The 22,641-nt window shown below is 70.8% G+C and carries 17 protein-coding genes and 1 pseudogene; 11 read left to right on the forward strand and 7 right to left on the reverse strand.

Annotated elements, in window-relative coordinates; translation table 11 throughout:
• Positions 1 to 9: 9 nt before the first annotated feature.
• From ACIBU0_RS00800 to ACIBU0_RS00810, 3 genes are read right to left on the reverse strand one after another with little or no spacing between them, the layout of a single operon-like run.
• A complete protein-coding gene (locus tag ACIBU0_RS00800) occupies positions 10 to 984 on the reverse strand; it encodes an ABC transporter permease (RefSeq protein WP_398809586.1) in 975 nt (324 codons plus the stop codon).
• Entirely contained in the window at positions 977 to 2,017 is a 1,041-nt protein-coding gene (locus tag ACIBU0_RS00805) for an ABC transporter permease (protein ID WP_398809589.1), read from the reverse strand. Before ACIBU0_RS00805 ends, ACIBU0_RS00800 begins: the two co-directional genes overlap by 8 nt.
• Positions 2,014 to 3,531 (reverse strand): sugar ABC transporter ATP-binding protein, encoded by a 1,518-nt coding sequence (locus ACIBU0_RS00810; protein WP_398809592.1) that lies wholly within the window; start codon positions 3,529 to 3,531, stop codon positions 2,014 to 2,016. The genes ACIBU0_RS00805 and ACIBU0_RS00810 overlap by 4 nt, the downstream gene beginning before the upstream one ends.
• Positions 3,532 to 3,815: 284 nt before the next feature.
• Between ACIBU0_RS00810 and rhaI the strand changes: the two genes are divergently transcribed.
• From rhaI to ACIBU0_RS00840, 6 genes are all read left to right on the forward strand, one after another.
• On the forward strand, positions 3,816 to 4,976 hold the full coding sequence (rhaI, locus tag ACIBU0_RS00815; RefSeq protein WP_398809595.1) for an L-rhamnose isomerase: 1,161 nt from the start codon (positions 3,816 to 3,818) through the stop codon (positions 4,974 to 4,976).
• Between the two features lie 116 nt (positions 4,977 to 5,092).
• A complete protein-coding gene (locus ACIBU0_RS00820; protein WP_398809598.1) occupies positions 5,093 to 7,132 on the forward strand; it encodes a bifunctional aldolase/short-chain dehydrogenase in 2,040 nt (679 codons plus the stop codon).
• A 56-nt stretch (positions 7,133 to 7,188) separates the two neighbouring features.
• On the forward strand, positions 7,189 to 8,577 hold the full coding sequence (locus ACIBU0_RS00825; RefSeq protein WP_398811703.1) for a rhamnulokinase family protein: 1,389 nt from the start codon (positions 7,189 to 7,191) through the stop codon (positions 8,575 to 8,577).
• A gap of 105 nt (positions 8,578 to 8,682) precedes the next feature.
• The gene (locus ACIBU0_RS00830) at positions 8,683 to 9,438 is read left to right on the forward strand and encodes a (Fe-S)-binding protein (RefSeq protein ID WP_398809601.1); all 756 of its coding nucleotides are present in this window, start codon (positions 8,683 to 8,685) and stop codon (positions 9,436 to 9,438) included.
• Positions 9,435 to 10,931 carry a LutB/LldF family L-lactate oxidation iron-sulfur protein gene (locus ACIBU0_RS00835; protein ID WP_398809604.1) on the forward strand — a complete coding sequence of 499 codons (1,497 nt, stop codon included), beginning with the start codon at positions 9,435 to 9,437 and terminating at the stop codon, positions 10,929 to 10,931. The genes ACIBU0_RS00830 and ACIBU0_RS00835 overlap by 4 nt, the downstream gene beginning before the upstream one ends.
• On the forward strand, positions 10,928 to 11,614 hold the full coding sequence (locus ACIBU0_RS00840) for a lactate utilization protein C (RefSeq protein ID WP_398809607.1): 687 nt from the start codon (positions 10,928 to 10,930) through the stop codon (positions 11,612 to 11,614). Before ACIBU0_RS00835 ends, ACIBU0_RS00840 begins: the two co-directional genes overlap by 4 nt.
• On the opposite strand, the gene ACIBU0_RS00845 is transcribed toward ACIBU0_RS00840, so the two are convergent.
• From ACIBU0_RS00845 to ACIBU0_RS00855, 3 genes are all read right to left on the reverse strand, one after another.
• The gene (locus ACIBU0_RS00845; protein ID WP_398809610.1) at positions 11,587 to 14,730 is read right to left on the reverse strand and encodes a family 78 glycoside hydrolase catalytic domain; all 3,144 of its coding nucleotides are present in this window, start codon (positions 14,728 to 14,730) and stop codon (positions 11,587 to 11,589) included. The genes ACIBU0_RS00840 and ACIBU0_RS00845 overlap by 28 nt on opposite strands.
• 169 nt (positions 14,731 to 14,899) lie before the next feature.
• A complete protein-coding gene (locus ACIBU0_RS00850; RefSeq protein WP_398809613.1) occupies positions 14,900 to 15,826 on the reverse strand; it encodes a hypothetical protein in 927 nt (308 codons plus the stop codon).
• A gap of 110 nt (positions 15,827 to 15,936) precedes the next feature.
• Complete coding sequence (locus ACIBU0_RS00855) at positions 15,937 to 16,527, reverse strand: hypothetical protein (protein WP_398809615.1); 591 nt, start codon at positions 16,525 to 16,527, stop codon at positions 15,937 to 15,939.
• Between the two features lie 167 nt (positions 16,528 to 16,694).
• Here ACIBU0_RS00855 and ACIBU0_RS00860 point away from each other — a divergent pair, with 167 nt between their 5' ends.
• From ACIBU0_RS00860 to ACIBU0_RS00875, 4 genes are all read left to right on the forward strand, one after another.
• On the forward strand, positions 16,695 to 17,486 hold the full coding sequence (locus ACIBU0_RS00860; protein ID WP_398809616.1) for an ABC transporter ATP-binding protein: 792 nt from the start codon (positions 16,695 to 16,697) through the stop codon (positions 17,484 to 17,486).
• Positions 17,487 to 17,489: 3 nt separating this feature from the next.
• Entirely contained in the window at positions 17,490 to 18,800 is a 1,311-nt protein-coding gene (locus ACIBU0_RS00865) for an FtsX-like permease family protein (RefSeq protein ID WP_398809619.1), read from the forward strand.
• 304 nt (positions 18,801 to 19,104) lie between these two features.
• Entirely contained in the window at positions 19,105 to 19,962 is an 858-nt protein-coding gene (locus ACIBU0_RS00870) for an AAA family ATPase (RefSeq protein ID WP_398809622.1), read from the forward strand.
• Positions 19,959 to 21,317 (forward strand): VWA domain-containing protein, encoded by a 1,359-nt coding sequence (locus tag ACIBU0_RS00875; RefSeq protein WP_398809624.1) that lies wholly within the window; start codon positions 19,959 to 19,961, stop codon positions 21,315 to 21,317. Before ACIBU0_RS00870 ends, ACIBU0_RS00875 begins: the two co-directional genes overlap by 4 nt.
• Positions 21,318 to 21,323: 6 nt before the next feature.
• On the opposite strand, the pseudogene ACIBU0_RS00880 reads toward ACIBU0_RS00875, so the two are convergent.
• Positions 21,324 to 21,491, reverse strand: a pseudogene (locus tag ACIBU0_RS00880) (short-chain dehydrogenase); the annotation flags it as partial.
• Positions 21,492 to 21,657: 166 nt separating this feature from the next.
• Here ACIBU0_RS00880 and ACIBU0_RS00885 point away from each other — a divergent pair.
• Positions 21,658 to 22,632 (forward strand): NAD(P)-dependent alcohol dehydrogenase, encoded by a 975-nt coding sequence (locus tag ACIBU0_RS00885; protein WP_398809627.1) that lies wholly within the window; start codon positions 21,658 to 21,660, stop codon positions 22,630 to 22,632.
• Positions 22,633 to 22,641 lie beyond the last annotated feature (9 nt).

The raw sequence follows: 22,641 nt of genomic DNA on the forward strand, positions 1-22,641 counted from the left end.
GCACCACGGTCAGCCGGACGATCGAGCACGCACAACGGCGATTTGCCGGGCCACCCGCGGCCCGAGGACAGAGAGAACGAGCAACACACCAGTGACGACGATCTGCGACTGGGCGGAGACGTCCTGGAGGCTCATCACGTTCTGCAGCGCGCCGAGCAGGAAGACTCCCGCGATCGCGCCGCCGAGCGTGCCCTTACCCCCGTCGAAGTCGATCCCACCGAGCAACACGGCAGCCACGACCGACAGTTCAAGCCCGGTGGCGTTGTCGTAGCGGGCGCTGGCGTAATGCAGCGCCCAGAAGATGCCGGTGAGGGAAGCCATCAGCCCCGTCACCGTGAACAGGATCAGCTTCTGCCGCTTGACCCGGATCCCGGCGAACCGCGCGGCCTCCTCGCTCGCGCCGATCGCGAAGAGCGACCGGCCGAACGGCGTGGCGTGCAGGGCCACCACGGCGATGGCGAGCAGGACGAGGAAGGGCAGGAAGGCGTACGGGATGAACGTGTCGCCGATGCGTCCGGCGGCGAAGTCCAGGTACTGGGTCGGGAAGTCGGTCACCGCGTCCGAGCCGAGCACGATCTGCGCGATGCCCCGGTAGGCGGCGAGGGTACCGATGGTGACGGCGAGGGACGGCAGGCCCAGCCTGGTCACCAGCAGACCGTTGATCAGTCCGCACACCACGCCGAGCAGCAGACAGAGCGGAATGATCGTTTCGATCGTCATGCCCTGGTTCCACAGGGCGCCCATCACGGCGCCGGAGAGACCGGCGGTGGAGGCGACCGAGAGATCGATCTCGCCCGAGACGACCAGGAGCGTCATCGGCAGGGCTATCAATGCGATCGGAAGGGTGTTTCCGATCAAGAACGACAGATTGAGAGCGTTCCCGAAACCGTCGACCGTGCCGAAGGACAGCAGGAGCACAACGATCAGGAGGGCGCCGACGACCGTGTCCCAGCGAACGGCGCGCGCGAGCGACGAGTCAGCCATGGCGGGCGTTCCTCTTCTTCAGGGCGGAGGCCACGCGCAGCGCGACGATCCGGTCGACCGCGATGGCGAGGAGGAGCAGGATGCCGTTGATCGCGAGCACCCAGACGGAGCTGACACCCAGGGCGGGCAGCACGCTGTTGATGGAGGTGAGCAGCAGCGCGCCGAGCGCCGCGCCGTAGACGCTGCCGGAGCCGCCGGTGAAGACGACGCCGCCGACCACGACCGCGCTGACGACGGTGAGTTCGTAGCCGTTGCCGGTGCCGGAGTCGACGTTGCCGAAGCGGGCCAGGTACATGGCGCCCGCGAGTCCGGCCAGCGCACCGCAGAAGGTGTACGCGGCGAGGATCCGCTTGCGCACCGGGATGCCTGCGAGGCGGGCGGCCTCCGGGTTGGAGCCGAGGGCGTACAGCTCGCGGCCGCTGCCGAAGTGCTTGAGGTAGTACGCGGTCGCCACCAGGACGGCGAGGGCGATCAGCGCCAGCCACGGCACCGCGGAGATGCCGCCGGAGCCGAAGTCGACGAAGCCGTCGGGGAGGTCGGCCGCCGTGATCTGCCGGGAGCCGACCCAGATCGAGTCGATGCCGCGGATGATGTAGAGCGTGCCGAGGGTGACCACGAGCGCGGGCACCTGGCCGAGGCTGACGAGGAGGCCGTTCAGCAGGCCGAAGCCGATGCCCATCAGGACCGCCAGGAGCACGGCGACGACCGGGTTCCCGCCGCCCTGGAGATACGTACCTGCGGCGAAGGCGCTGATGCCGAGGGTGGAGCCGACCGAGAGGTCGACGTTCCTCGTGATCACCACCAGGGACTGGCCCGTGGCGACCAGGACGAGGATCGTCGCGTTCAGGAGCAGGTCCTTGATGCCCTGCTCGGTGAGGAACTCACTGTTGCCGAGCTGGGTGACGACGATCATCACCACGAAGACGACCAGGATGGCGAGTTCGCGCATCCTGAAGACGCGGTCGACGAGCCGGGTGCCGTTGGACTTGGGCACGTCGGCGACGGGGGCTTGGTTCGGGGTGATCACCGTCATGCGGCGGCCCTCCCCGTGGCTGCGGCCATCACGGTTTCCTCGGTGGCTTCGGAGCGCGGGATCTCGGCGGTCAGGCGGCCCTCGTGCATCACGAGGACGCGGTCGGCCATGCCGAGGATCTCGGGCAGGTCGGAGGAGATCATCAGGACGGCGACGCCGTCGGCGGCCAGTTCGCCGAGCAGCCGGTGCACCTCGGCCTTGGTGCCGACGTCGATGCCCCGGGTGGGTTCGTCGACGATCAGCACCTTGGGGCCGGTGGCGAGCCACTTGGCGAGGACGACCTTCTGCTGGTTGCCGCCGGACAGGGTCGAGACGGCGTCGGCGATCCGGGCGTACTTGACCTGGAGCTTGACGGCCCAGTCGAGGGAGCGGCTGCGTTCGGCGCGGGGGTCCATCAACCCGGCCTTGACGGTCGTACGAAGCCCGGTGAGGCCGATGTTGCGCTCGATGGACATGTCCATCACCAGGCCCTGGGCGCGCCGGTCCTCGGGGACGAGGGCGAGGCCGCAGGCCATGGCGGTGGACGGGGCGCCGTTGGTCAGGGCCTTGCCGTCGACGGAGACCTCGCCGGCGTCCCAGCGGTCGATGCCGAACACCGCCCGCGCGACCTCGGTACGGCCCGCGCCGACGAGTCCCGCGAGGCCGACGATCTCCCCGCGCCGTACGTCGAAGGAGACGTCGGTGAAGACGCCCTCGCGGGTCAGCCGGCGTACGCTCAGGGCGACTTCGCCCGGCTTCACGTCCTGCTTGGGGTACAGCTCGTCGAGGTCGCGGCCGACCATGCGGCGGACGAGGTCGTCCTCGGTCATGCCGTCCAGGAGCTCGCTCGAGATCCGGGCGCCGTCGCGCAGGGTCGTGACCCGCCGGCAGATCTGGAAGATCTCCTCCAGCCGGTGCGAGATGAAGAGCACCGCCGCGCCGTGTTCGCGCAGGGTGCGCACGACTCCGAAGAGGCGGGCGACTTCGCTGCCCGTCAGGGCGGCCGTCGGCTCGTCCATGATCAGGACGCGGGCGTCGAAGGAGAGCGCCTTGGCGATCTCGACGATCTGCTGGTCGGCGATGGACAGGCCGCGTGCGGGCCGGTCGGGGTCGAGCTCGACGCCGAGGCGCTGCATCAGGGCCAGGGTCGCGGCGTGCGTGGCCTTGTGGTCGATCCGGCCGAGGGCGCGGCGCGGCTGGCGGCCCATGAAGATGTTCTCGGCGATCGACAGGTCGGGGAAGAGGGTCGGCTCCTGGTAGATCACGGCGATGCCGGCGTCGCGGGCGTCACCGGGGCCGTGGAAGACGACGGGCGCTCCGTCCAGCAGCACGTGGCCCGCGTCGGGCCGGTGCACGCCGGCGAGCGTCTTGATCAGGGTCGACTTGCCCGCGCCGTTCTCGCCGGCGAGGGCGTGCACCTCCCCGGGAAACAGCTCCAGGGAGACGTCCCGCAGGGCGCGGACCGCGCCGAAGGACTTCGAGATGTCCCTGAGCGCCAGAACCGGGGCCGGACCCGTGGTGGACGGGTGGGTCATGAGGGCTCCTCGACGACGCCGGCGGGACGGCCCTCTCGGCGTCGTGAAAGGTTTCAACTTGGTTGCCGGGACGTTAGGCACGGAGCGCATGTCACGTCAATGGGTCCGTGTCGAAAAAATTTCGATGAACGAAGGTCACGCCCGAGTCACGAGAAACAGCCTTGGTCGTGGGGCTTGACACCCCTGCGGGCGGCTCATACGTTCCCGTCTTGAATCGTTTCACAGCGAAGCGCTTTCAGAAGACTTCCGTCTGATCTGTCGTCCCGACGTCACAGGAGCCCTCAGTGACCGAGCTCGCCGCGGTGAAGGCCGCACTCAAGACCCAGGCAGTCGAAACGCCGTCGTGGGCGTACGGGAACTCGGGGACGCGGTTCAAGGTCTTCGCCCAGCAGGGCGTTCCGCGGACACCGCGGGAGAAGGTGGAGGACGCGGCCCAGGTGCACGCGTTCACCGGTGTCGCGCCGACCGTCGCGCTGCACATCCCCTGGGACAAGGTGGACGACTACGCGGCGCTGGCGAAGTTCGCCGAAGAGCGCGGCGTGGAGCTGGGCGCGATCAACTCCAACACGTTCCAGGACGACGACTACAAGCTGGGCAGCATCTGTCATCCGGATGCGGCGGTGCGGCGCAAGGCCGTGGACCATCTGCTGGAGTGCGTCGACATCATGGATGCGACGGGGTCTCGGGACCTGAAGCTCTGGTTCGCCGATGGGACCAATTACCCCGGACAGGACGACATCCGGTCGCGGCAGGACCGGCTCGCCGAGGGGCTGGCCGAGGTGTACGAGCGGCTCGGGGACGGGCAGCGGATGCTGCTGGAGTACAAGTTCTTCGAGCCGGCCTTCTACACGACGGATGTGCCGGACTGGGGGACGGCGTACGCGCACTGCCTGAAGCTCGGGGAGAAGGCGCAGGTCGTTGTCGACACCGGGCATCACGCTCCCGGCACCAACATCGAGTTCATCGTCGCGACACTGCTGCGGGAGGGGAAGCTCGGTGGGTTCGACTTCAACTCGCGGTTCTATGCGGATGACGACCTGATGGTGGGGGCCGCGGATCCGTTCCAGTTGTTCCGGATCATGTACGAGGTGGTGCGTGGGGGTGGGTTCTCGCCCGAGGTCGCGTTCATGCTCGATCAGTGCCACAACATCGAGGCGAAGATTCCGGCGATCATCCGGTCGGTGATGAACGTGCAGGAGGCGACGGCGAAGGCGCTGCTCGTGGATCGGGAGGCGTTGGCCGCAGCCCAGCAGGCCGGCGATGTGCTCGGCGCCAACGCCGTGCTCATGGATGCGTACAACACGGACGTGCGGCCGCTGCTCGCCGAGGTGCGGGAAGAGATGGGTCTCGATGCCGATCCCATGGCCGCGTATCGCCGGTCCGGGTGGGCCGAGAGGATCGTGGCCGAGCGGGTTGGTGGTCACCAGGCCGGGTGGGGGGCGTAAGCGTCTGCCAGGTTCCGTCGTCTTCGGGCTGCGGGCCGGATGTGGCTGGTCGCGCAGTTCCCCGCGCCCCTATAGGGGCGCTCCCCGCACCCTCTCTCAGATAGGACTGAATCCTCATGGCTCCCCATCCCGAAGCCGCCGCCCTCCTCGCCCGGTCCCATCGGCTCGGCTCCGACCCCCGTAACACCAACTACGCCGGTGGCAACGCCTCCGCCAAGGGCACCGGCACCGACCCCGTCACCGGTGGTGACGTGGAGCTGATGTGGGTCAAGGGGTCCGGGGGCGACCTCGGCACGCTCACCGAGGGCGGGCTGGCCGTGCTGCGGCTGGACCGTATGCGGGCGCTCGTCGACGTCTACCCGGGGGTCGAGCGTGAGGACGAGATGGTCGCCGCCTTCGATTACTGCCTGCACGGCAAGGGCGGGGCCGCTCCCTCCATCGACACCGCCATGCACGGGCTCGTCGAGGCCGCCCACGTCGATCATCTGCACCCCGACTCCGGCATCGCGCTCGCCTGTGCCGTCGATGGGGAGAAGCTGACCGCCGAGTGTTTCGGGGACAGCGTGGTGTGGGTGCCGTGGCGGCGGCCCGGGTTTCAGCTGGGGCTCGACATCGCCGCGGTGAAGGCCGCCCATCCGCAGGCCGTCGGATGCGTTCTCGGAGGGCACGGCATCACCGCCTGGGGTGACACCTCCGAGGAGTGCGAGCGCAACTCGCTGCACATCATCCGTACCGCGGAGGCGTTCCTCGCCGAGCGTGGGAGGGCCGAGCCGTTCGGGGCCGTCATCGCGGGGTACGAGGCGCTGCCCGACGGGGAGCGGCGGGAGCGGGCCGCCGCCCTGGCGCCGTACATCCGGGCGATCGCCTCTCAGGACAGGCCTCAGGTCGGGCACTTCAACGACTCCGAGGTGGTGCTCGACTTCGTCGCGCGGGCCGAGCACCCGAGGCTGGCCGCACTCGGCACGTCGTGCCCGGATCACTTCCTGCGGACCAAGGTGCGGCCGCTCGTTCTCGACCTGCCGCCGACCGCCCCGCTGGGCGAGGCGATCGCCCGGCTCAGGGAACTGCACGCCGCGTATCGGGAGGAGTACGCCGCCTACTACCGGCGGCACGCCGCGCCCGACTCCCCCGCCATGCGCGGCGCCGACCCGGCGATCGTGCTCGTGCCGGGGGTCGGCATGTTCAGCTTCGGGAAGGACAAGCAGACCGCCCGGGTCGCTGGTGAGTTCTACGTCAACGCCATCAATGTGATGCGGGGCGCCGAGGCTGTCTCCGCGTACGCACCCATCGAGGAGTCCGAGAAGTTCCGGATCGAGTACTGGGCGCTCGAGGAGGCCAAGCTTCAGCGGATGCCGAAGCCCAAGCCGCTGGCGACCCGGGTGGCCCTGGTGACCGGTGCCGGCAGTGGGATCGGGAAGGCCATCGCGCACCGGCTCGTCGGCGAGGGCGCCTGTGTGGTCGTGGCCGATCTCGACGGTGACAACGCCCGGGCCGTCGCCGAGGAGCTCGGCGGGCCCGACAAGGCCGTCGCCGTGACCGTCGACGTCACCTCCGAGGAGCAGATCGCCGAGGCCTTCAAGGCGGCCGCCCTGGCCTTCGGCGGGGTGGATCTCGTCGTCAACAACGCCGGGATCTCCATCTCCAGGCCGCTGCTGGAGACCTCGGCCAAGGACTGGGACCTCCAGCACGACATCATGGCGCGCGGTTCCTTCCTCGTGTCGCGGGAAGCGGCGCGCATGATGATCGCGCAGGAGCTGGGCGGCGACATCGTCTACATCGCCTCCAAGAACGCCGTCTTCGCCGGGCCCAACAACATCGCCTACTCCGCGACCAAGGCAGACCAGGCCCATCAGGTGCGGCTGCTGGCCGCCGAGCTCGGCGAGCACGGCATCCGGGTCAACGGGGTCAACCCGGACGGTGTCGTGCGCGGGTCGGGGATCTTCGCCGGCGGGTGGGGTGCCCAGCGCGCCGCCGTGTACGGGGTCGAGGAGGAGAAGCTCGGCGAGTTCTACGCCCAGCGGACCATCCTCAAGCGCGAGGTGCTCCCGGAGCATGTCGCGGGTGCCGTCTTCGCGCTGACCGGCGGCGACCTCACCCACACCACCGGGCTGCACATCCCCGTCGACGCCGGCGTCGCGGCCGCCTTCCTGCGGTGAGCGCGGCCGTGAAGTCGTACGCCGCGGTCGACCTCGGCGCGTCCAGCGGGCGTGTCATGGTCGGCCGCGTCGGCCCGGACGCGCTGGAGCTGAGCGAGGCGCACCGCTTTCCCAACCGGCCCGTACGGGTGCCGGAGGGGCTGCGCTGGGATGTGCTCGCGCTGTACGCGGGAGTGCTGGACGGGCTGAAGGCGGCAGGGCAGGTCGACTCCGTCGGCATCGACAGCTGGGCCGTGGACTACGGCCTGCTCGACGCCGACGGGGTGCTGCTCGGCAATCCCGTGCACTACCGGGACGCGCGGACCGAGGGCGTCGCGGAGAAGGTGTGGGCGACCGTGCCGGCCGCCGAACTGTACGCGGCGACGGGACTGCAGTACGCCCCCTTCAACACCCTGTACCAGCTGGCGGCGGCCCACGAGACCCAGCAACTGGCCCACGCCCGGCGGCTGTTGCTCATCCCCGACCTGCTGACGTACTGGCTCACCGGCGAGCAGGGCACCGAGCTCACCAACGCCTCCACCACCCAGCTCATCGATCCCCGGACGCGCGCTTGGTCGTACGGCATCGCCTCCCGGCTGGGCATCGACCTGAGCCTGTTCGCGCCGCTTCGGCAACCCGGCGATCCCGCGGGGCTGCTGCGCGAGGAGGTGCTGGAGGAGACCGGGCTCACCGGTCCCGTGCCGGTGACGGCGGTCGGCTCGCACGACACCGCGTCCGCCGTGGCCGCCGTCCCGGCGGAGGGCGAGCGGTTCGCGTACATCTGCACCGGCACCTGGTCGCTGGCGGGACTGGAGCTGGCCGCTCCCGTGCTGACCGAGGAGAGCCGGGCCGCCAACTTCACCAACGAGCTGGGGCTGGACGGCACGGTCCGGCATCTGCGGAACATCATGGGGTTGTGGCTGCTCCAGGAGTGCGTACGTGCCTGGGGCGGCCCCGACCTGGGCGGGCTGCTGCTCGACGCGTCCAAGGTGCCGGCGCTGCGGTCGGTCGTGGACGCGGGCGACGCGGCGTTCCTGGCGCCGGGGCGGATGCCGGAGCGGATCGCCGGGGCGTGCCGGGCGTCGGGGCAGCCGGTGCCGGAGTCGCCCGCCGAGATCACGCGCTGCATCCTCGACTCGCTCGCCCTCGCGCACCGCAGGGCCATCGCGGACGCCCAGCGGCTGGCCGGCCATCCCGTCGACGTCGTGCATGTCGTCGGTGGCGGCACGCGCAACGCCCTGCTGTGCCAGCTGACCGCCGACGCCTGTGGGCTGCCGGTGGTGGCCGGGCCGACCGAGGCCGCCGCCCTCGGGAACGTTCTCGTCCAGGCGCGGGCCCACGGGCTGGTCGGCGACCTGGCGGACGGCCGGCGCCTGCTCACCCGTACGCAGCCGTTGACGCGGTACGAGCCGCGGGCGGACGCGGCACGCTGGGACGAGGCGGAGGCCCGGCTCACCCGACGGTGACCTCACCGCACGGTGAATCCCACCCGACGGTGAGCGGGGGCTCCCCCCGGGAGGCGCGCCCGCACTACCCTGCACTCATCCGATGATCGATCACAAGGAGCCGCGATGCGTGTCGCCCTGTTCCTGACCTGTGTCAACGACACGCTCTATCCGGACACCGGGCGCGCCGTGGTGAAACTGCTGACCAGGCTGGGGGTCGACGTCGACTTCCCGATGGCGCAGACCTGTTGCGGACAGGCTCACTACAACACCGGATACCGCCACGAGGCCGAGCCGCTCGCCCGGCATTTCTCCGATGTCTTCGGGGAGTACGAGGCGATCGTCACGCCTTCCGGGTCGTGCGGGGCGATGGTGCGGGAGCTGTATCCGCGGATGGGTGAGCGGGCGCGGGCCGAGGGGCGCGGCGACACGCTCGCGGCGACTCTCGCGCCGGTGGTGCCGAAGACGTACGAACTCACGGAGTTCCTGGTGGACGTGCTCGGCGTGACGGATGTCGGGGCGTACTACCCGCACAAGGTGACCTATCACCCGACCTGCCACGGGCTGCGCGGGCTGGGGCTCGGCGACCGGCCCCGGCGGCTGCTCCAGGCCGTCGAGGGGCTGGAGCTGGTCGAGTTGCCGGGGGCCGAGGAGTGCTGTGGATTCGGCGGCACCTTCGCGCTGAAGAACTCCGATGTCTCGGCGGCGATGGGCGCGGACAAGGTGCGCAACGCCGAGGCGACGGGCGCCGAGGTGCTGTGCGCGGCCGACAACTCCTGTCTGATGCACATCGGCGGGACCATGGCCCGGCTCAGTACGGGCATGCGGCCCGTGCACATCGCGGAGATCCTGGCGAGCACGGAGGAGGAGCCGGCGGTATGAGTGGGACGTTCGTCGGGATGCCGGCGTTTCCGAAGGCCGCGCAGGAGGCCGTGCACGACGCGACCCTGCGCGGCAACCTCCGCCACGCCACGCACACCATCCGCGCCAAGCGGGCCAAGGCCGTCGGGGAGGTGTCCGACTGGGCGGCGCTGCGGGAGGCCGGAAAGCGGATCAAGGACCATACGCTCCGTCATCTCGACCGGTACTTGGTGCAGTTGGAGGAGTCGGTCACGGCGGCGGGCGGCGTCGTCCACTGGGCCGCCGACGCCGACGAGGCCAACCGGATCGTGGCCGGTCTCGTCAAGGCGACCGGTGAGTCGGAGGTCGTCAAGGTCAAGTCGATGGCCACGCAGGAGATCGGCCTCAACGAGGCCCTCGAAGCGGAGGGCATCCGTGCCTACGAGACCGATCTCGCCGAGCTGATCGTGCAGTTGGGCAAGGACCGGCCCTCGCACATCCTCGTCCCCGCCATCCATCGCAACCGGGGCGAGATCCGGGACATCTTCCGCAAGGAGATGAGCGAATGGGGCCGCCCGGCCCCCGACGGCCTCACCGACACCCCCGCCGAACTCGCCGAGGCCGCCCGCCTCCACCTCCGCGAGAAGTTCCTGCGCGCCAAGGTCGGCATCTCCGGCGCCAACTTCATGGTCGCCGAGACCGGCACCCTGGTGGTCGTGGAGTCCGAGGGCAACGGGCGGATGTGCCTGACCCTGCCGGAGACGCTGATCTCGGTCGTCGGCATCGAGAAGGTCGTGCCGACCTGGCAGGACCTGGAGGTGTTCCTCCAGACGCTCCCCCGCTCCTCGACGGCCGAGCGCATGAATCCGTACACCTCCACCTGGACCGGTACGACGGACTCCGAGACGGCTGACGGGCCGCGGACCTTCCACCTGGTCCTCCTCGACAACGGCCGGACCGACACCCTCGCCGACGAGGTCGGCCGCCAGGCCCTGCGCTGCATCCGCTGCTCGGCGTGCCTGAACGTCTGCCCGGTGTACGAGCGGGCGGGCGGGCACGCGTACGGCTCGGTCTACCCGGGCCCGATCGGCGCCATCCTCAGCCCTCAACTCCGGGGCGTGACGAGCGAGATCGACGCCTCGCTGCCGTACGCGTCGTCGCTGTGCGGCGCCTGCTACGAGGTGTGCCCGGTGGCCATCGACATCCCCGAGGTGCTGGTGCATCTGCGGGAGCGGGTGGTCGAGGGCGGCCAGGTGACCTCGGGGGGCAACAAGGTGGTGCTGAAGCCCGCGAAGGGGCACGCCGCCGAGCGGGCCGCGATGCGGGCGGCGCGCTGGGCGTTCGGCCGTCCGGGCGCCCTGCGCGCCGGGCAGCGGCTCGCCTCGCGCACCCGGCGTCTGCATCCGCGGTCGCTGCCGGGCCCGGGCAAGGCGTGGAGCGGGACGCGGGATCTGCCGACGGTGCCCAAGGAGCCGTTCCGGGACTGGTGGCAGCGGACGAAGGGCGGGAACGACGGCAAGGGGGCCGCCAAGTGAGCAGCAGGGAACGGATTCTGGGCCGGGTGCGGCGCGCCCTCGCCGACGAACAGGGCGTACGACAGGACGACACGCCGTACGAGCAGGCGGTTCCCCGCGACTATCTGCGGGAGCACGGGGCGCGGAGTGTCGCGGAGACGGTCGGTCTGCTGGCCGAGAACCTCGCGGACTACCGAGCGATCGTGCACCGCTGCACCACCGCCGATCTGCCCGCCACCATCGCCGGGATGCTCGCCGCGCGCGGCGCGAAGACGGTGCTCGTGCCGCCGGGCCTGGAGACGGGGTGGCTCGCGGCGAGCGACGCCGAGCGGGTCCCGGACCGGGCGGAGAGCACCCCGTACGAGCTGGACCAGGTCGACAGCGTGGTCACGGCGTGTGCGGTGGCCGTCGCCGAGACCGGCACCATCGTCCTGGACGGCTCCCCCGACCAGGGCCGCCGCCGCATCACCCTCGTCCCCGACCACCACATCTGTGTCGTGCGGGTCCCGGACCAGGTCGTCTCCTCCGTCCCACAGGCCCTCGAACGCCTCGACCCGGCCCGCCCGTTGACGTGGATCTCCGGTCCGTCGGCGACCAGCGACATCGAGCTGGACCGGGTCGAGGGGGTGCACGGTCCGCGCACCCTGGAGGTCGTATTGGTGGACGATCAGGACGATCAGGCGAGCGCCGACGTCACCTCGTAGCGGCCGGACGGGAGCCGGTAGGAGGCGGTGCCGTCCGCGAAGCCCAGGGACTCCACGCCCTCGACCCGGGACAGGGGTGTCCGGCCTTCGCGGACCGTCGACGGGTCGGCGGTGGGGATGCGGAGGGTCGCTGTCGTATTCGCGGGCACCGCTGCCCGGTAGGTCAGTTTGCGGTCGTCCGTCCTCCACTCGCTGACGATCTCGCCGTACGGCGAGAGATGCGACCCGGCCACTCGCGTGACCTTGCCGGTCGGGTCGAGGTGCGGCCTGAGGAAGAAGTGCCGGAAGCCGGGATGGGCCGGGTCCTTGGCGATGCCGGCCATGCTCTCGTACATCCACTCCATGATCGCTCCGTAGGAGTAGTGGTTGAACGAGTTCATGTCGACCGGGCCGAAGCCGTCCTCCTTCGAGTAGGAGTTCCAGCGCTCCCAGATGGTGGTGGCGCCGCCTCGCACCGAGTACAGCCAGGACGGCATGGCGTCCTGATGCAGCAGCTTGTACGCCAGGTCGGCGCGGCCCTCGTCGGTGAGCACCGGGGCGAGGACGTTCACGCCGAGGAAGCCGACGGAGAGGGTGTTCTCCGCGTATGTCACGCGGGTGCTGTCGGGGTGGGCCTCCTTGTAGGCGTCGTCGTTGCCGATGTTCTCGGCGAGCAGGCCGACGAGCCGGCGGCGCTGGGCCTCGGTGTCATAGAGGCGGAGTTTGAGGACCCAGAGCAGGGCCGTCTGGCTGTTGTCCTCGGGCTTGCCGCCGATCCACGGCGGTGCCTCGCCCAGGCTGGAGCGGACCGTGACCTCGCCCGTGGTGGGGTCGGTGACGAGGTACTTGGTGATGAAGGCTCGCTTGATGCGGGCGAAGAGCTCGTCGTAGGTGCGGGACTCGGCGTCGCGGCCGGTGGCGCGGGCCATGTCCGCCATGAGGCGGGCGCTGTAGCCGTAATAGACGTCGCTGATGAGCTGGGTGCTGGTGTCCTGGAAGGCCAGCCAGTCGCCGAAGATCGCGCCCTGTCCGGCGTACGTGTCACCGGTGCGCTGCCGTATCCAGTCCATGTACTTGGTCATCGCGGCCCAGCTGCGGTCGACGACGGTGGTGTCGCCGGACATCTGCCACACCGTCCAGGGCACGACGACCCCGCAGTCGGCCCAGCCGCTCGCGGGGATGGGCTGGTTGTAGCGGGCGCCGGGTGCGATCCACGTGAACTGGGCGCCGTCCGCGCCGTAGGTGCGCTGCGAGTCGATGAGGATGTCCTGGAAGTGGCTGAGGAAGTTCACCGCGTCGGCGTTGTAGAGGCCGGTCCGGGAGAAGAGCTGGGTGTCGCCGGTCCAGCCGCAGCGTTCGTCGCGCTGCGGGCAGTCGGTGGGGACCCACAGGTAGTTGCCGCGCTGGCCCCAGCGGACGTTGCTGATCAGCTGGTTGACGTCGGCGTCGTCGGTGGTGACGGTGCCGATGTCCTTCAGGGCGGAGGTGGCGACCCGGCCGGTGAACTCGGTGAGGGTGACGGTGTCGGTCGCGGTGACGGACACGTAGCGGAAGCCGTAGAAGGTGAGGGAGTCCTGGTGGGTCTCGCCGTCGGGGTCGCCCTTGAGGATGTAGGTGCTGGTGGCTTTGGCGGAGCGGAGGTTGGCGCGGTAGACCGAGCCGACGGGGCCGTCGGCGCCCGCACTGTCGTCGTTGAGCATCTCGCCGGGTTTGAAGGCGACTTGGGCGCCCGCCGGGCCGCGCAGGGTGTAGCGGGGGACGCCGACCATGTTCTGGCCGAGGTCGAGCACGGCGGTGTCGCCGGGGCGCAGGGTCACGGCGGCGGTGGGCGCCTTGGCCGGGTCGGTGACCGTGCGGGCGGGGTCGACGACGATGCGGCCCTTGCCGTTCGGGCTGCCGTCCTGGCCCGTGACGCCGGTGTACACGGTGAGGGAGCGCGGCCTGCGGTCCCAGTCCGGCATCAGGCGGGCGCTCTCACCCGGGTGGGCGACCAGCTTCGCGTCGGGGAACCTGGACGTGAAGTCGTGCTCGGTCACGCCGGCCCAGTCGGACGTGTCGAAGCCGTTCGCCGTCCAGCCCGGGAGTTCGCGGCGGGCGTCGTAGGTCTGGCCGTCGTAGATGTCGTCGGCGCGGTAGGGACCGGTGTCCGTGGCCTTCCAGTCGTCGCCGGGGGCGGTGACGATCGTCTGCTCGGATCCGTCGGCGTACCGGACGAGGAGTTCGGCCTTGAGGGCCAGGCGGTTGCCGTCGGCGGAGTAGTAGGTGCTGTTGTCGGAGATACGGCCGTTGTACCAGCCGTTGCCGAGGACGGCGGCGAGGGTGACGTGACCCTCCTGCCCCTCCTGCCCCTCGTACCGCTCCCCCGCGACCAGGTCCGTGACGTCGTAGGTGAAGTAGTCGACGGTGCTGTCGTAGTTGGTCCAGCCCGGCGTCAGCAGTTCGAGGGTGCTTCCGTCGCCCTGCGGCACGGCGACCCGGTGGCCGTTGACGTAGGCGTCGTACACGCCGAGGGCGGAGATGTAGAGCCGGGCATCGCGCACTTGACGGCCTGTCAGCGGGGTCTGTCGGCGCAGAAGCGGGGCGCCGGGGGTGTTGGGTTGCTTGCCCGCCATGGTGATCCACCGGGCGCCGTTCCAGCCCGCGCTGCCGTCGGTGCTGAGCAGGCCGGTCTCGAAGTGGGCGGTCGGGGCGGCGGGGATCGCTCGGCCGGTCTCGTCCCAGGCCGTCACCGTCCAGTGGTAGCGGGTGGAGGCGCGCAGGGCGGGGCCCGCGTAGCGTACGGCGACCGAGTCGGGTGAGGTGACGCGGCCGCTGTTCCAGACGTCCGCCCGGGACGGGGTCACGCGGTCGGGTGCGGTGGCGACCAGGACGCGGTACGCCGACTGGCGGCGGCCTCGTACCGGGGACGCCATGCGCCAGCCGAACCTCGGGTGGGTGGCGTCCACGCCGAGGGGGTTCGTTCTGTGCTCCACCGTCAGGCCCTCGACGGCCGTGCGGTGCGGGGTGGGTGCGGCCGCCGCGGGCCCGCCTGCCGCGATCCCGCCCGCCATGGCCAGCGGTGCGGCGCCGAGTGCCGTGGTGAGCAGGGTCCTTCGGCGTACCCCGTCACCCTTCGTGCTGTCGACTCCGTCGTTCATGCCGTAATCCCCTTCGACTGCTTGGAGTTGGAACGATTCAGCTCGAACGACGGTTGAAGCTAGTGGCAGAAGTGACAGGCGTCCATGGCTCGATCAGGACGAATACTCTGCAGATTCCAACAGAACTCCCCAGGGGCGGAGGTTGTGTTGAAACCGTTCAAAAGCGGAATCAGGAACTCTTGCCCGGTCGCCTCGTCGAGTCGCGGCTCAGGATGCCGAAGGCCCACCGCTCGTTGAAGCCCGCCACGAAGCCGATGGCGCACCAGAAGCCCCAGAAGTCGGTGCCGGCGGCGGCCGCTGCCGGGCCCCCGGCCGCGCAGATCCCGGCCGTGGTGGCGGGCGGCTCGAAGACGGTCACGATGCCGCCGCTGAGCAGGAAGTAGACGGCGAGGGCGAGGATCCAGCCGACGAACACCCGGTAGACGCCCTCATGGCGCATGCTGCGGGCCATCTGGCCGGGGACGACGATGCCCTCGCGCCCGTTGGTCTGACGGCGTGCCAGCTGGTCCGCGCTGCCCCGCAGCCGTACCAGCACACTCAGGACGGCCCCGAACGCGCCGACGCCGCCGCACACGAATGCCCCCAGCAGGCTCCACCGGTTGGTGCAGTTCAGCGTCACACCCAGGGCGCCGAGCAGGCCGGCGCCCCAGAGCAGCGGAAGCGCGAGCAGCGCGAGGCCGGCGGCCGATCCCGTGGCGAGTCCGACGTTGAGCCCGCGGCTGACGGCGGTCGCGCTGTCCTGCGCGAGCCGGCCCCGCAAGTCGGCGATCTCCTGGTCGAGATACTCGGTCAGGTGCTCGTTCGGCTTGGGGTCGCCCAGCCGGGGGTCGCTCAGAGCGTTGCCGAGCACCCGCACCACGGTCACCCGTGCCGAGACGCGCGTCCGGCGCTCGAAGGCGCGCTGTGAGGCGCCGTAGAGAAGCTGTAACTGCAGCTGCTGTTCGGGATAGAGATCGCCGAACTGCACATAGGCGGGCTCGAAACCGCCCGGCACGACCTCCGTCAGCCCCTCGGGCCACAAGTCGGTGTCCGCCCCCTGGACCGACTCCCGCAATCCCCGCCACCACGCATGGCGACGTCCCCCGTTGTCCGTCATGAGCTACCTGTACCGCCGGTGCCCCCTACCGGGGAAGCGGTCCGCGGCACCAGTCCGGTCACCGACGTCACGGAGCCGTGACCTCCGCTCACCGTCCGCTGCAGACGATGTCAGCTGTAGACGATCGGGCAGCCACGCCGTATCGAGTGCTGGGCGGCGCGCAGGTAGAGCGCCACGTAGAAGGCCGCGTCGAGGTCGTCGCTCCACGGTCCCGGTCGGGTCGTGGCGGTCTCCTTCGCCTGCCCGTCCAGGAACCAGAGGGTCAGCTCGAGGTTGTCGGACGTCGCCGGTATCCGGTCGGACGGCAACTCGACGGCCGCCGCCAGCCGTTCGGCGACGGCGAGAATCTGCGGGGCGCCGGCGACCGTCGTCGTCTCGTCGTAGGCGGACTCGACCGGCAGCCGTATCTCCTCGTCGAGCGAGATCGGCACGAGCACCGTCCAGCCGAGCAGCAACTCCTCTTCCGCCCGCGACAGATGCGCCCCGCACAGGGCGCTGAAGCCGTCCATGGGCGGGACGAGCTTCTCCTCGAAGGCCGTCCCGGAGCCTCGAACGAACTCCGTCTCCTCGGGAACGCTCGTGTACGGCGCGAGCCCGCGCCGCGCCAACTCCTCGTTCAGCCCCGCAGCAACCTCCCCCCGCCCCTCCTCCTCGTCACTGAACCACTCCTGCGCGCCGACGCTCACCAGATAGATCCCCATGCCCGCAACGTACAGCTCGCCACTGACATCGACCCCGGCCCCGGGTCTGCCCCCGGTCGACGGTGTCGCTGAGTACACCGGGCGATACGGGTTCTGCGCCCAATGTGGTCACGTCGCGGTCTCCGTAGCTTCTTCGGCAGGGCACAGGGAGTGCCGGACGGAGAGTGATGACGATGTTTCGCGCAGGCTCGCGACGTACGCACGACAAGGAACCCGCCGCCGAAGCGCTCCGGCTGGTCAAGGTCACCAAGACCTACGGTTCGCAGGACAGTGCCGTGACCGCGCTGGACGGGATCACGCTGGCTCTGGGGCGGGGCACCTTCACCGCGGTGATGGGGCCGTCGGGTTCCGGCAAGACCACGCTGCTGCACTGCGCGGCGGGCCTGGACCGGCCCGACAGCGGCATCGTGCGCGTGGACGGCACCGAGCTGACCGAGGGCGGCGAGGCCGAGCTGACGAAGTTCCGGCGCGGGCGGATCGGGTTCGTGTTCCAGCAGTACAACCTGCTTCAGACGCTGACCGTCGCGCAGAACACGGTGCTGCCGCTGAAGCTGGCCGGGCGGCGCGTGGACCGCAGGCGGGTCAGTGAGATCCTGACCTCCGTCGGTCTCGGTGACCGGCTCGGGCACCGCCCCGACCAGCTGTCCGGCGGTCAGCGGCAGCGCGTCGCGATCGCCCGGGCCCTGGTGACCGAGCCCCGGGTGATCTTCGCGGACGAGCCGACGGGTGCCCTCGACACCCGCAGCGCACGCGACGTGCTGCGGCTGCTCCAGCACGCGGTGCGGGTGCACGGCCGGACCGTGGTGATGGTGACCCACGACCCCGTCGCCGCCTCCTACGCCGACTCGGTGCTGTTCCTGGCGGACGGCCGGCTGGCGGGGCGGATCGACGCGCCGACGGCGGACGCGGTGGCCGAGCGGCTGGCACACCTCGGCGACGACGTCGCGCTGGGGGTGTGAGCGATGTTCCTGCTGGCCATGCGGTCGATACGGCACCGTCCCGGGCGGTTCCTCGCCACTTTGCTGTGCGCGTTCCTCGGCGCGGCGATCATCATGACGTTCAACTCGATGCACGACACGGCGGCGCAGGACGGCGTGGACTCGACCAGCGCTGAGACGCTGTCCACGGCGGCGGGCGTCGTCGGCGGCTACGGCACCCTGCTGGTGTTCTTCGCCGTCGCCTCCGCGCTGACGGTCAACGTCCGTCAGCGCACCGCCGAGTTGGCGCTGCTGCGCTGCTCGGGGGCGACTCCGGCGCAGCTGAAGCGGATGGTCGTGGGTGAGGCGGTGGTCGTGGCCCTGGTGGGCGCGGCGCTGGCGATCGGCCCGGCGATGCTGGGCGGCCGGGCGCTGCTGGGGGTGTTCCAGGACAGCGGCCAGGTCGCCGAGTCCGTCGACCACTCCTTCGGCCCGATCGCCCTCATGACGGGCATCGACATCACGCTGCTCGCGTCGGCGGGCGCCGCGTTCCTCGCCGTACGGCGGGCGACGCGCGGGCACGAACGGCGGGGCGGGGCACGGAAGTTCCTCGCGTACGCCGCGCTGGCCCTCGGTGCCGTGTCCGTCTGCTCCACCTTCGTCTTCTCGGCGACGGACGCGGCCCTCATGGCGCCGCCCGCCTACGGGGCGATCCTGCTGTCGGTGGGCTGCGCGCTGATGGCGCCGCGCCTGCTGGAAGGCGTGCTGGACCGGCTGCCGCTGCACGGGGCGAGCGGCTGGCTGGCGGTGCGGAATCTGCGAGAGCGGGCGGGTCATCTGGCCGGGATCCTGATGTCGCTGATCCTGTTCACGGCGGTGGCCACGGCCACGCTCACCATGCAGGCGGTGGAGAGCGACGCCGTCGAGGCCTCGGGCCTGGCGAAGTCGATCGACGCCAAGAACCTGGAGACGCTCAACTTCACGGTCGTCGGCATCATCGTGGTGTTCGTCTGTGTGATGCTCGTCAACTCGCTGTACGCCGCGACGAGTTACCGCGCCCGGGAGTTCGGGCAGCAGCGCCTGGCCGGGGCGACTCCGGGTCAGGTCCTCGGGACGGTCGGCGCGGAGACGCTGATCCTGACCGTCACCGGGGTGTTCTTCGGGATGCTGGCCGCGCTGGCGGGAATCGTCCCCTTCACCGTGGTCCGCGGCGACGGGGTGCTGCCGGGCGATCTCTACGGCATCGGCGGCGCGGTCGTCGCGATCGCGGCGGCGGTGACGCTGGGCACGAGCCTGGCCACGGCCCGGCGGATGCTGCGTACTCCGGCGGTCGGAGCGGTCGCGGTGGCGTCGTGAGCACGCCCCGCACGACGAGGGCGGCCGCTTCGGCGGCCGCCCTGTTCCGTGCAGGCCGCCGGCATCGAGCAGCGCCGTGGCCGTGATGGTCACCAGTCCGTCCTCCAGACGCTTCGAGACCCCGGCGGTCGAGCACGGCGCCTCGACGTCGTCGTGGCCATACGGCGAGGCCACCGCGCGCTCGTACCGCGCGGAAACCGATCGGTATCGGATGAGGAAAGCCCCGGATGCCAGGTGACAGGAGAGGTGAACAAGCGCTTAGATAGGTGTCGGACAGAGACCATCCGCCAAGCTGGAGGCCCCGTTGTTCACATCCGTCGACGACGTCTCCGCACGTCTGGCCGAGACCGGCTATCTCGCGTCGCCCGCGGTCGCCACCACCGTCTTCCTCGCCGACCGCCTCGGCAAGCCGCTCCTGGTGGAGGGCCCGGCGGGCGTGGGCAAGACGGAGCTCGCCAAGGCCGTCGCCGAGGTCGCCGGGGCACGGCTCGTGCGTCTGCAGTGCTACGAGGGGGTCGACGAGTCCCGGGCGCTGTACGAGTGGAACCACGCCAAGCAGCTCCTGCGCATCAGCGCGGGCCGCGACGAGTCGTGGGACGAGACGCGCACGGACATCTTCAGCGAGGAGTTCCTGCTCACCCGCCCGCTCCTGACGGCCATCCGCGGCGACGACCCCAAGGTGCTCCTCATCGACGAGACCGACAAGGCGGACGTCGAGGTGGAGGGCCTGCTCCTGGAGGTGCTCAGCGACTTCCAGGTCACCGTCCCGGAGCTCGGCACCATCACCGCGACGCGCCGCCCGTTCGTCGTCCTCACCTCCAACGCGAGCCGGGAGCTGTCCGAGGCGCTGCGCCGCCGCTGCCTCTTCCTGCACATCGGCTTCCCGGACGAGGAGCTGGAGCGCCGGATCGTACGGCTGAAGGTGCCGGGGCTCGACGAGGCGCTGGCCCGCTCGGTCGTGCGGGTCGTGGGCGCACTGCGGGCGATGGACCTGCGGAAGGTGCCGTCGGTCGCCGAGACCATCGACTGGGCGCGCACGCTGCTCGCGCTCGGCGCCGACACACTGGACGAGACGGTCGTACGAGACAGCCTCGGCGTCCTCCTCAAGCATCAGGACGACGTGCTCAAGGCGACGGCCAAGCTCGACCTGGACGCCCTGTGACCACGCCCGCGGGCGTCGCTGAGCGGCTGACGTCCCTCGTGGGAGCACTGCGCGAGCACGGCTTCCGGATCGGCACGAGCGAAACGGTGGACGCGGCGCGGGCGATCGAGGTGCTCGGCCTCACGGACCGGGAGCAGTTGCGCGAGGGGCTGGCGGCGACGCTGCTGCACGGCACCGGCGGGCGGCAGGTGTTCGATCCGGTCTTCGACCTGTACTTTCCGCGCGGCGTCGGCGCGCCGGAGCAGCAGTCCGCGGGGCGGGAGGCGCTGCGCGAGCGGCTGGCGGCCGCGCTCACCGCCGACGACCGGGCGATGATGGCCCGGTTGGCCATCGAGGCGGTCGACGGCTTCGGTGGCTACGGTTCCTCACCGGAGTCGGACGGCTGGTCGTCGTACCAGGCACTCGAACGGCTGCGCCCGCAGACCCTGCTCGCCCGAGTCCGCGACAACATCCGTGCTCAGGGCGGGAATTCGGGGTTCGCCGACCGGCTGCTGGAGGACGAGATCCGGCAGCGGATCGAGGCGTTCCGGGCGCTGGTGGCCGCGGAGGCGCGGCGCCGGGTCGCCGAGCGGCGCGGACGGGACCAGATCGCCCGGCGGGCGGTGACCCCGACCGCCGACCGGGTGGACTTCCTGTTCGCCGGGAAGGCCCAACTGGCCGAGCTGCGCAGGGCGGTTCAGCCGCTCGCCCGCAAGCTCGCGACCCGGCTCGCGGCCCGTCGTCGCCGGTCCTCCCGGGGCACGATCGATCTGCGGCGGACGCTGCGCGGTTCCCTGTCGACGGGCGGGGTGCCGATGAAGCCGGTGCTGCGCCGACGGCGGCCCGTCCGTCCCGAACTGGTGCTGTTGTGCGATGTGTCGGGCTCGGTGTCCGGTTTCTCGGACTTCACGATGCTGCTCGTGCAGGCGCTGCACGACCAGTTCAGCAAGGTGCGGGTGTTCGCCTTCGTCAACCGGATCGACGAGGTGACCGGGCTGCTCCAGCGCGGCACCGCCGACCCTGAGGGGCTCGGCGCCCGCATCCAGGCGGAGGCGGCGCTCACCGGTTATCACGGCAGCAGCGACTACGGCATGGCGCTGGGTGAGTTCGCGGAGCGGTACGGCGACGCGGTCGGCCCGCGCACGACCGTGTTCGTGCTCGGCGACGCCCGCACCAACATGAGCGACCCGAACCTGCCGGCCGTGCGGCAGATCGCCGAACGGGCGCGCCGCGTCTACTGGTTGAACCCCGAGCAGCGCTCCCGCTGGGGCACGGGCGACTCCGTGGCTCCGGCGTATGCCGAACTGGTCGAGATGCACGAGTGCCGCACCGCCCGGCAGCTCAGCGCGCTGGTGGCGCGGCTGCTGCCGGTGTGACCGGGCGGCAGGGTCGGCCGCCGGCCCGGCCTTGACCGGCCGCGAGATGTCGTCGGCCAGGACTTCGTAGGCGCCCGACGCGATCCCGCCGAGGGCCTGGGCCGCGACGCTCTCGGCCGTGGACGTCGGCGCGTCGATGCCTGCGGTCAGGTCGGTGTCGACGTACCCGATGTGCGGGGTCGGTCACCTCCAGACCCCGCTCGTAGAGGGCGGCGACCAGCGCGCGTTCCGATGCCACTCGGGGCAAGGCAGGGGCTCGACCCGGACAAAATCAGGGTTCATCCCTGATATGCGGTCCTGCGCGCCTTCCGTACGCTCACCACAACCAGAGGGGGACTCCGTGAAGGCAGTGGTTCAGGACCGGTACGGCTCGGCGGACACGCTGGAGTTCAGGGACATCGACAGGCCGGTGCCGGCTGCCGGCGAGGTGCTGGTGCGGGTGCACGCGGCATCGGTCAACGCGTACGACTGGCACTACATGCACGGCGATCCGAAGCTCGCACGCGCCGTGTTCGGGCTCAGCAGGCCCAAGGCACGCGTCCGGGGCAGGGACTTCGCCGGGCGGGTGGAAGCGGTGGGGAGCGGGGTCACCGGACTCGGGCCGGGTGACGAGGTGTACGGGGAGGCCGACGGCGCGTTCGCGGAGTTCGTGTGCGCGAAGGACGGCATGGTGGGCCCGAAGCCGGCCAACCTCACGTTCGAGCAGGCGGCCGCGATCCCCCTGGCGGGGAACACCGCCCTGATCGGCCTGCGCGACGTGGCCCGGGTACAGCGCGGGCAGACGGTGCTGGTCAACGGGGCGTCGGGCGGTGTGGGCACGTTCGCGGTGCAGCTCGCCAAGGCGTACGGCGCGGAGGTGACCGCGGTGTGCAGCACGAGGAACGCCGACCTGGTGCGCTCCCTCGGCGCGGACCACGTCATCGACTACACACGCGAGGACTTCACCCGGGCCGGCCTGCGCTACGACGTCGTGCTGGACCTGGTGGGAAACCACTCGCTGGCCGGGTTCCGGCGCGCGGTCACTCCCACCGGCGCGCTCGTGCTGTCCGGCGGAGGGGTGTACGAGGGCGGCAGCGTCGTCGGACCGATGGCGCTCTTCTTCCGCAGGCGGCTGGCGGCACCCTTCGCCCGCCAGCGACTGCTCGAACTCCCGGCCCGGCAGAGCAAGGCGACCCTCGCGGCTCTGTGCGAACTCGCCGAGTCCGGGAAGATGACCCCGGTCGTGGAGCGGACGTATCCGCTCAGTGAGGCGGCCGAGGCCATCCGGTACCTGGAGGTGGAGCACGCACGCGCGAAGATCGTCGTCACCGTGTGACGAGCCGGC

This window comes from Streptomyces sp. NPDC049627 (assembly GCF_044465645.1).
Taxonomy (GTDB): Bacteria; Actinomycetota; Actinomycetes; order Streptomycetales; family Streptomycetaceae; genus Streptomyces.

What these genes read in the sequence shown, in the direction of transcription:
- ACIBU0_RS00800 (WP_398809586.1), bottom strand. Translation starts at nt 984, where the DNA reads ATGGCTGACTCGTCGCTCGCGCGCGCCGTTCGCTGGGACACGGTCGTC.
- ACIBU0_RS00805 (WP_398809589.1), bottom strand. Translation starts at nt 2,017, where the DNA reads ATGACGGTGATCACCCCGAACCAAGCCCCCGTCGCCGACGTGCCCAAG.
- ACIBU0_RS00810 (WP_398809592.1), bottom strand. Translation starts at nt 3,531, where the DNA reads ATGACCCACCCGTCCACCACGGGTCCGGCCCCGGTTCTGGCGCTCAGG.
- ACIBU0_RS00820 (WP_398809598.1), top strand. Translation starts at nt 5,093, where the DNA reads ATGGCTCCCCATCCCGAAGCCGCCGCCCTCCTCGCCCGGTCCCATCGG.
- ACIBU0_RS00825 (WP_398811703.1), top strand. Translation starts at nt 7,189, where the DNA reads ATGGTCGGCCGCGTCGGCCCGGACGCGCTGGAGCTGAGCGAGGCGCAC.
- ACIBU0_RS00830 (WP_398809601.1), top strand. Translation starts at nt 8,683, where the DNA reads ATGCGTGTCGCCCTGTTCCTGACCTGTGTCAACGACACGCTCTATCCG.
- ACIBU0_RS00835 (WP_398809604.1), top strand. Translation starts at nt 9,435, where the DNA reads ATGAGTGGGACGTTCGTCGGGATGCCGGCGTTTCCGAAGGCCGCGCAG.
- ACIBU0_RS00845 (WP_398809610.1), bottom strand. Translation starts at nt 14,730, where the DNA reads ATGAACGACGGAGTCGACAGCACGAAGGGTGACGGGGTACGCCGAAGG.
- ACIBU0_RS00850 (WP_398809613.1), bottom strand. Translation starts at nt 15,826, where the DNA reads ATGACGGACAACGGGGGACGTCGCCATGCGTGGTGGCGGGGATTGCGG.
- ACIBU0_RS00855 (WP_398809615.1), bottom strand. Translation starts at nt 16,527, where the DNA reads ATGGGGATCTATCTGGTGAGCGTCGGCGCGCAGGAGTGGTTCAGTGAC.
- ACIBU0_RS00860 (WP_398809616.1), top strand. Translation starts at nt 16,695, where the DNA reads ATGACGATGTTTCGCGCAGGCTCGCGACGTACGCACGACAAGGAACCC.
- ACIBU0_RS00865 (WP_398809619.1), top strand. Translation starts at nt 17,490, where the DNA reads ATGTTCCTGCTGGCCATGCGGTCGATACGGCACCGTCCCGGGCGGTTC.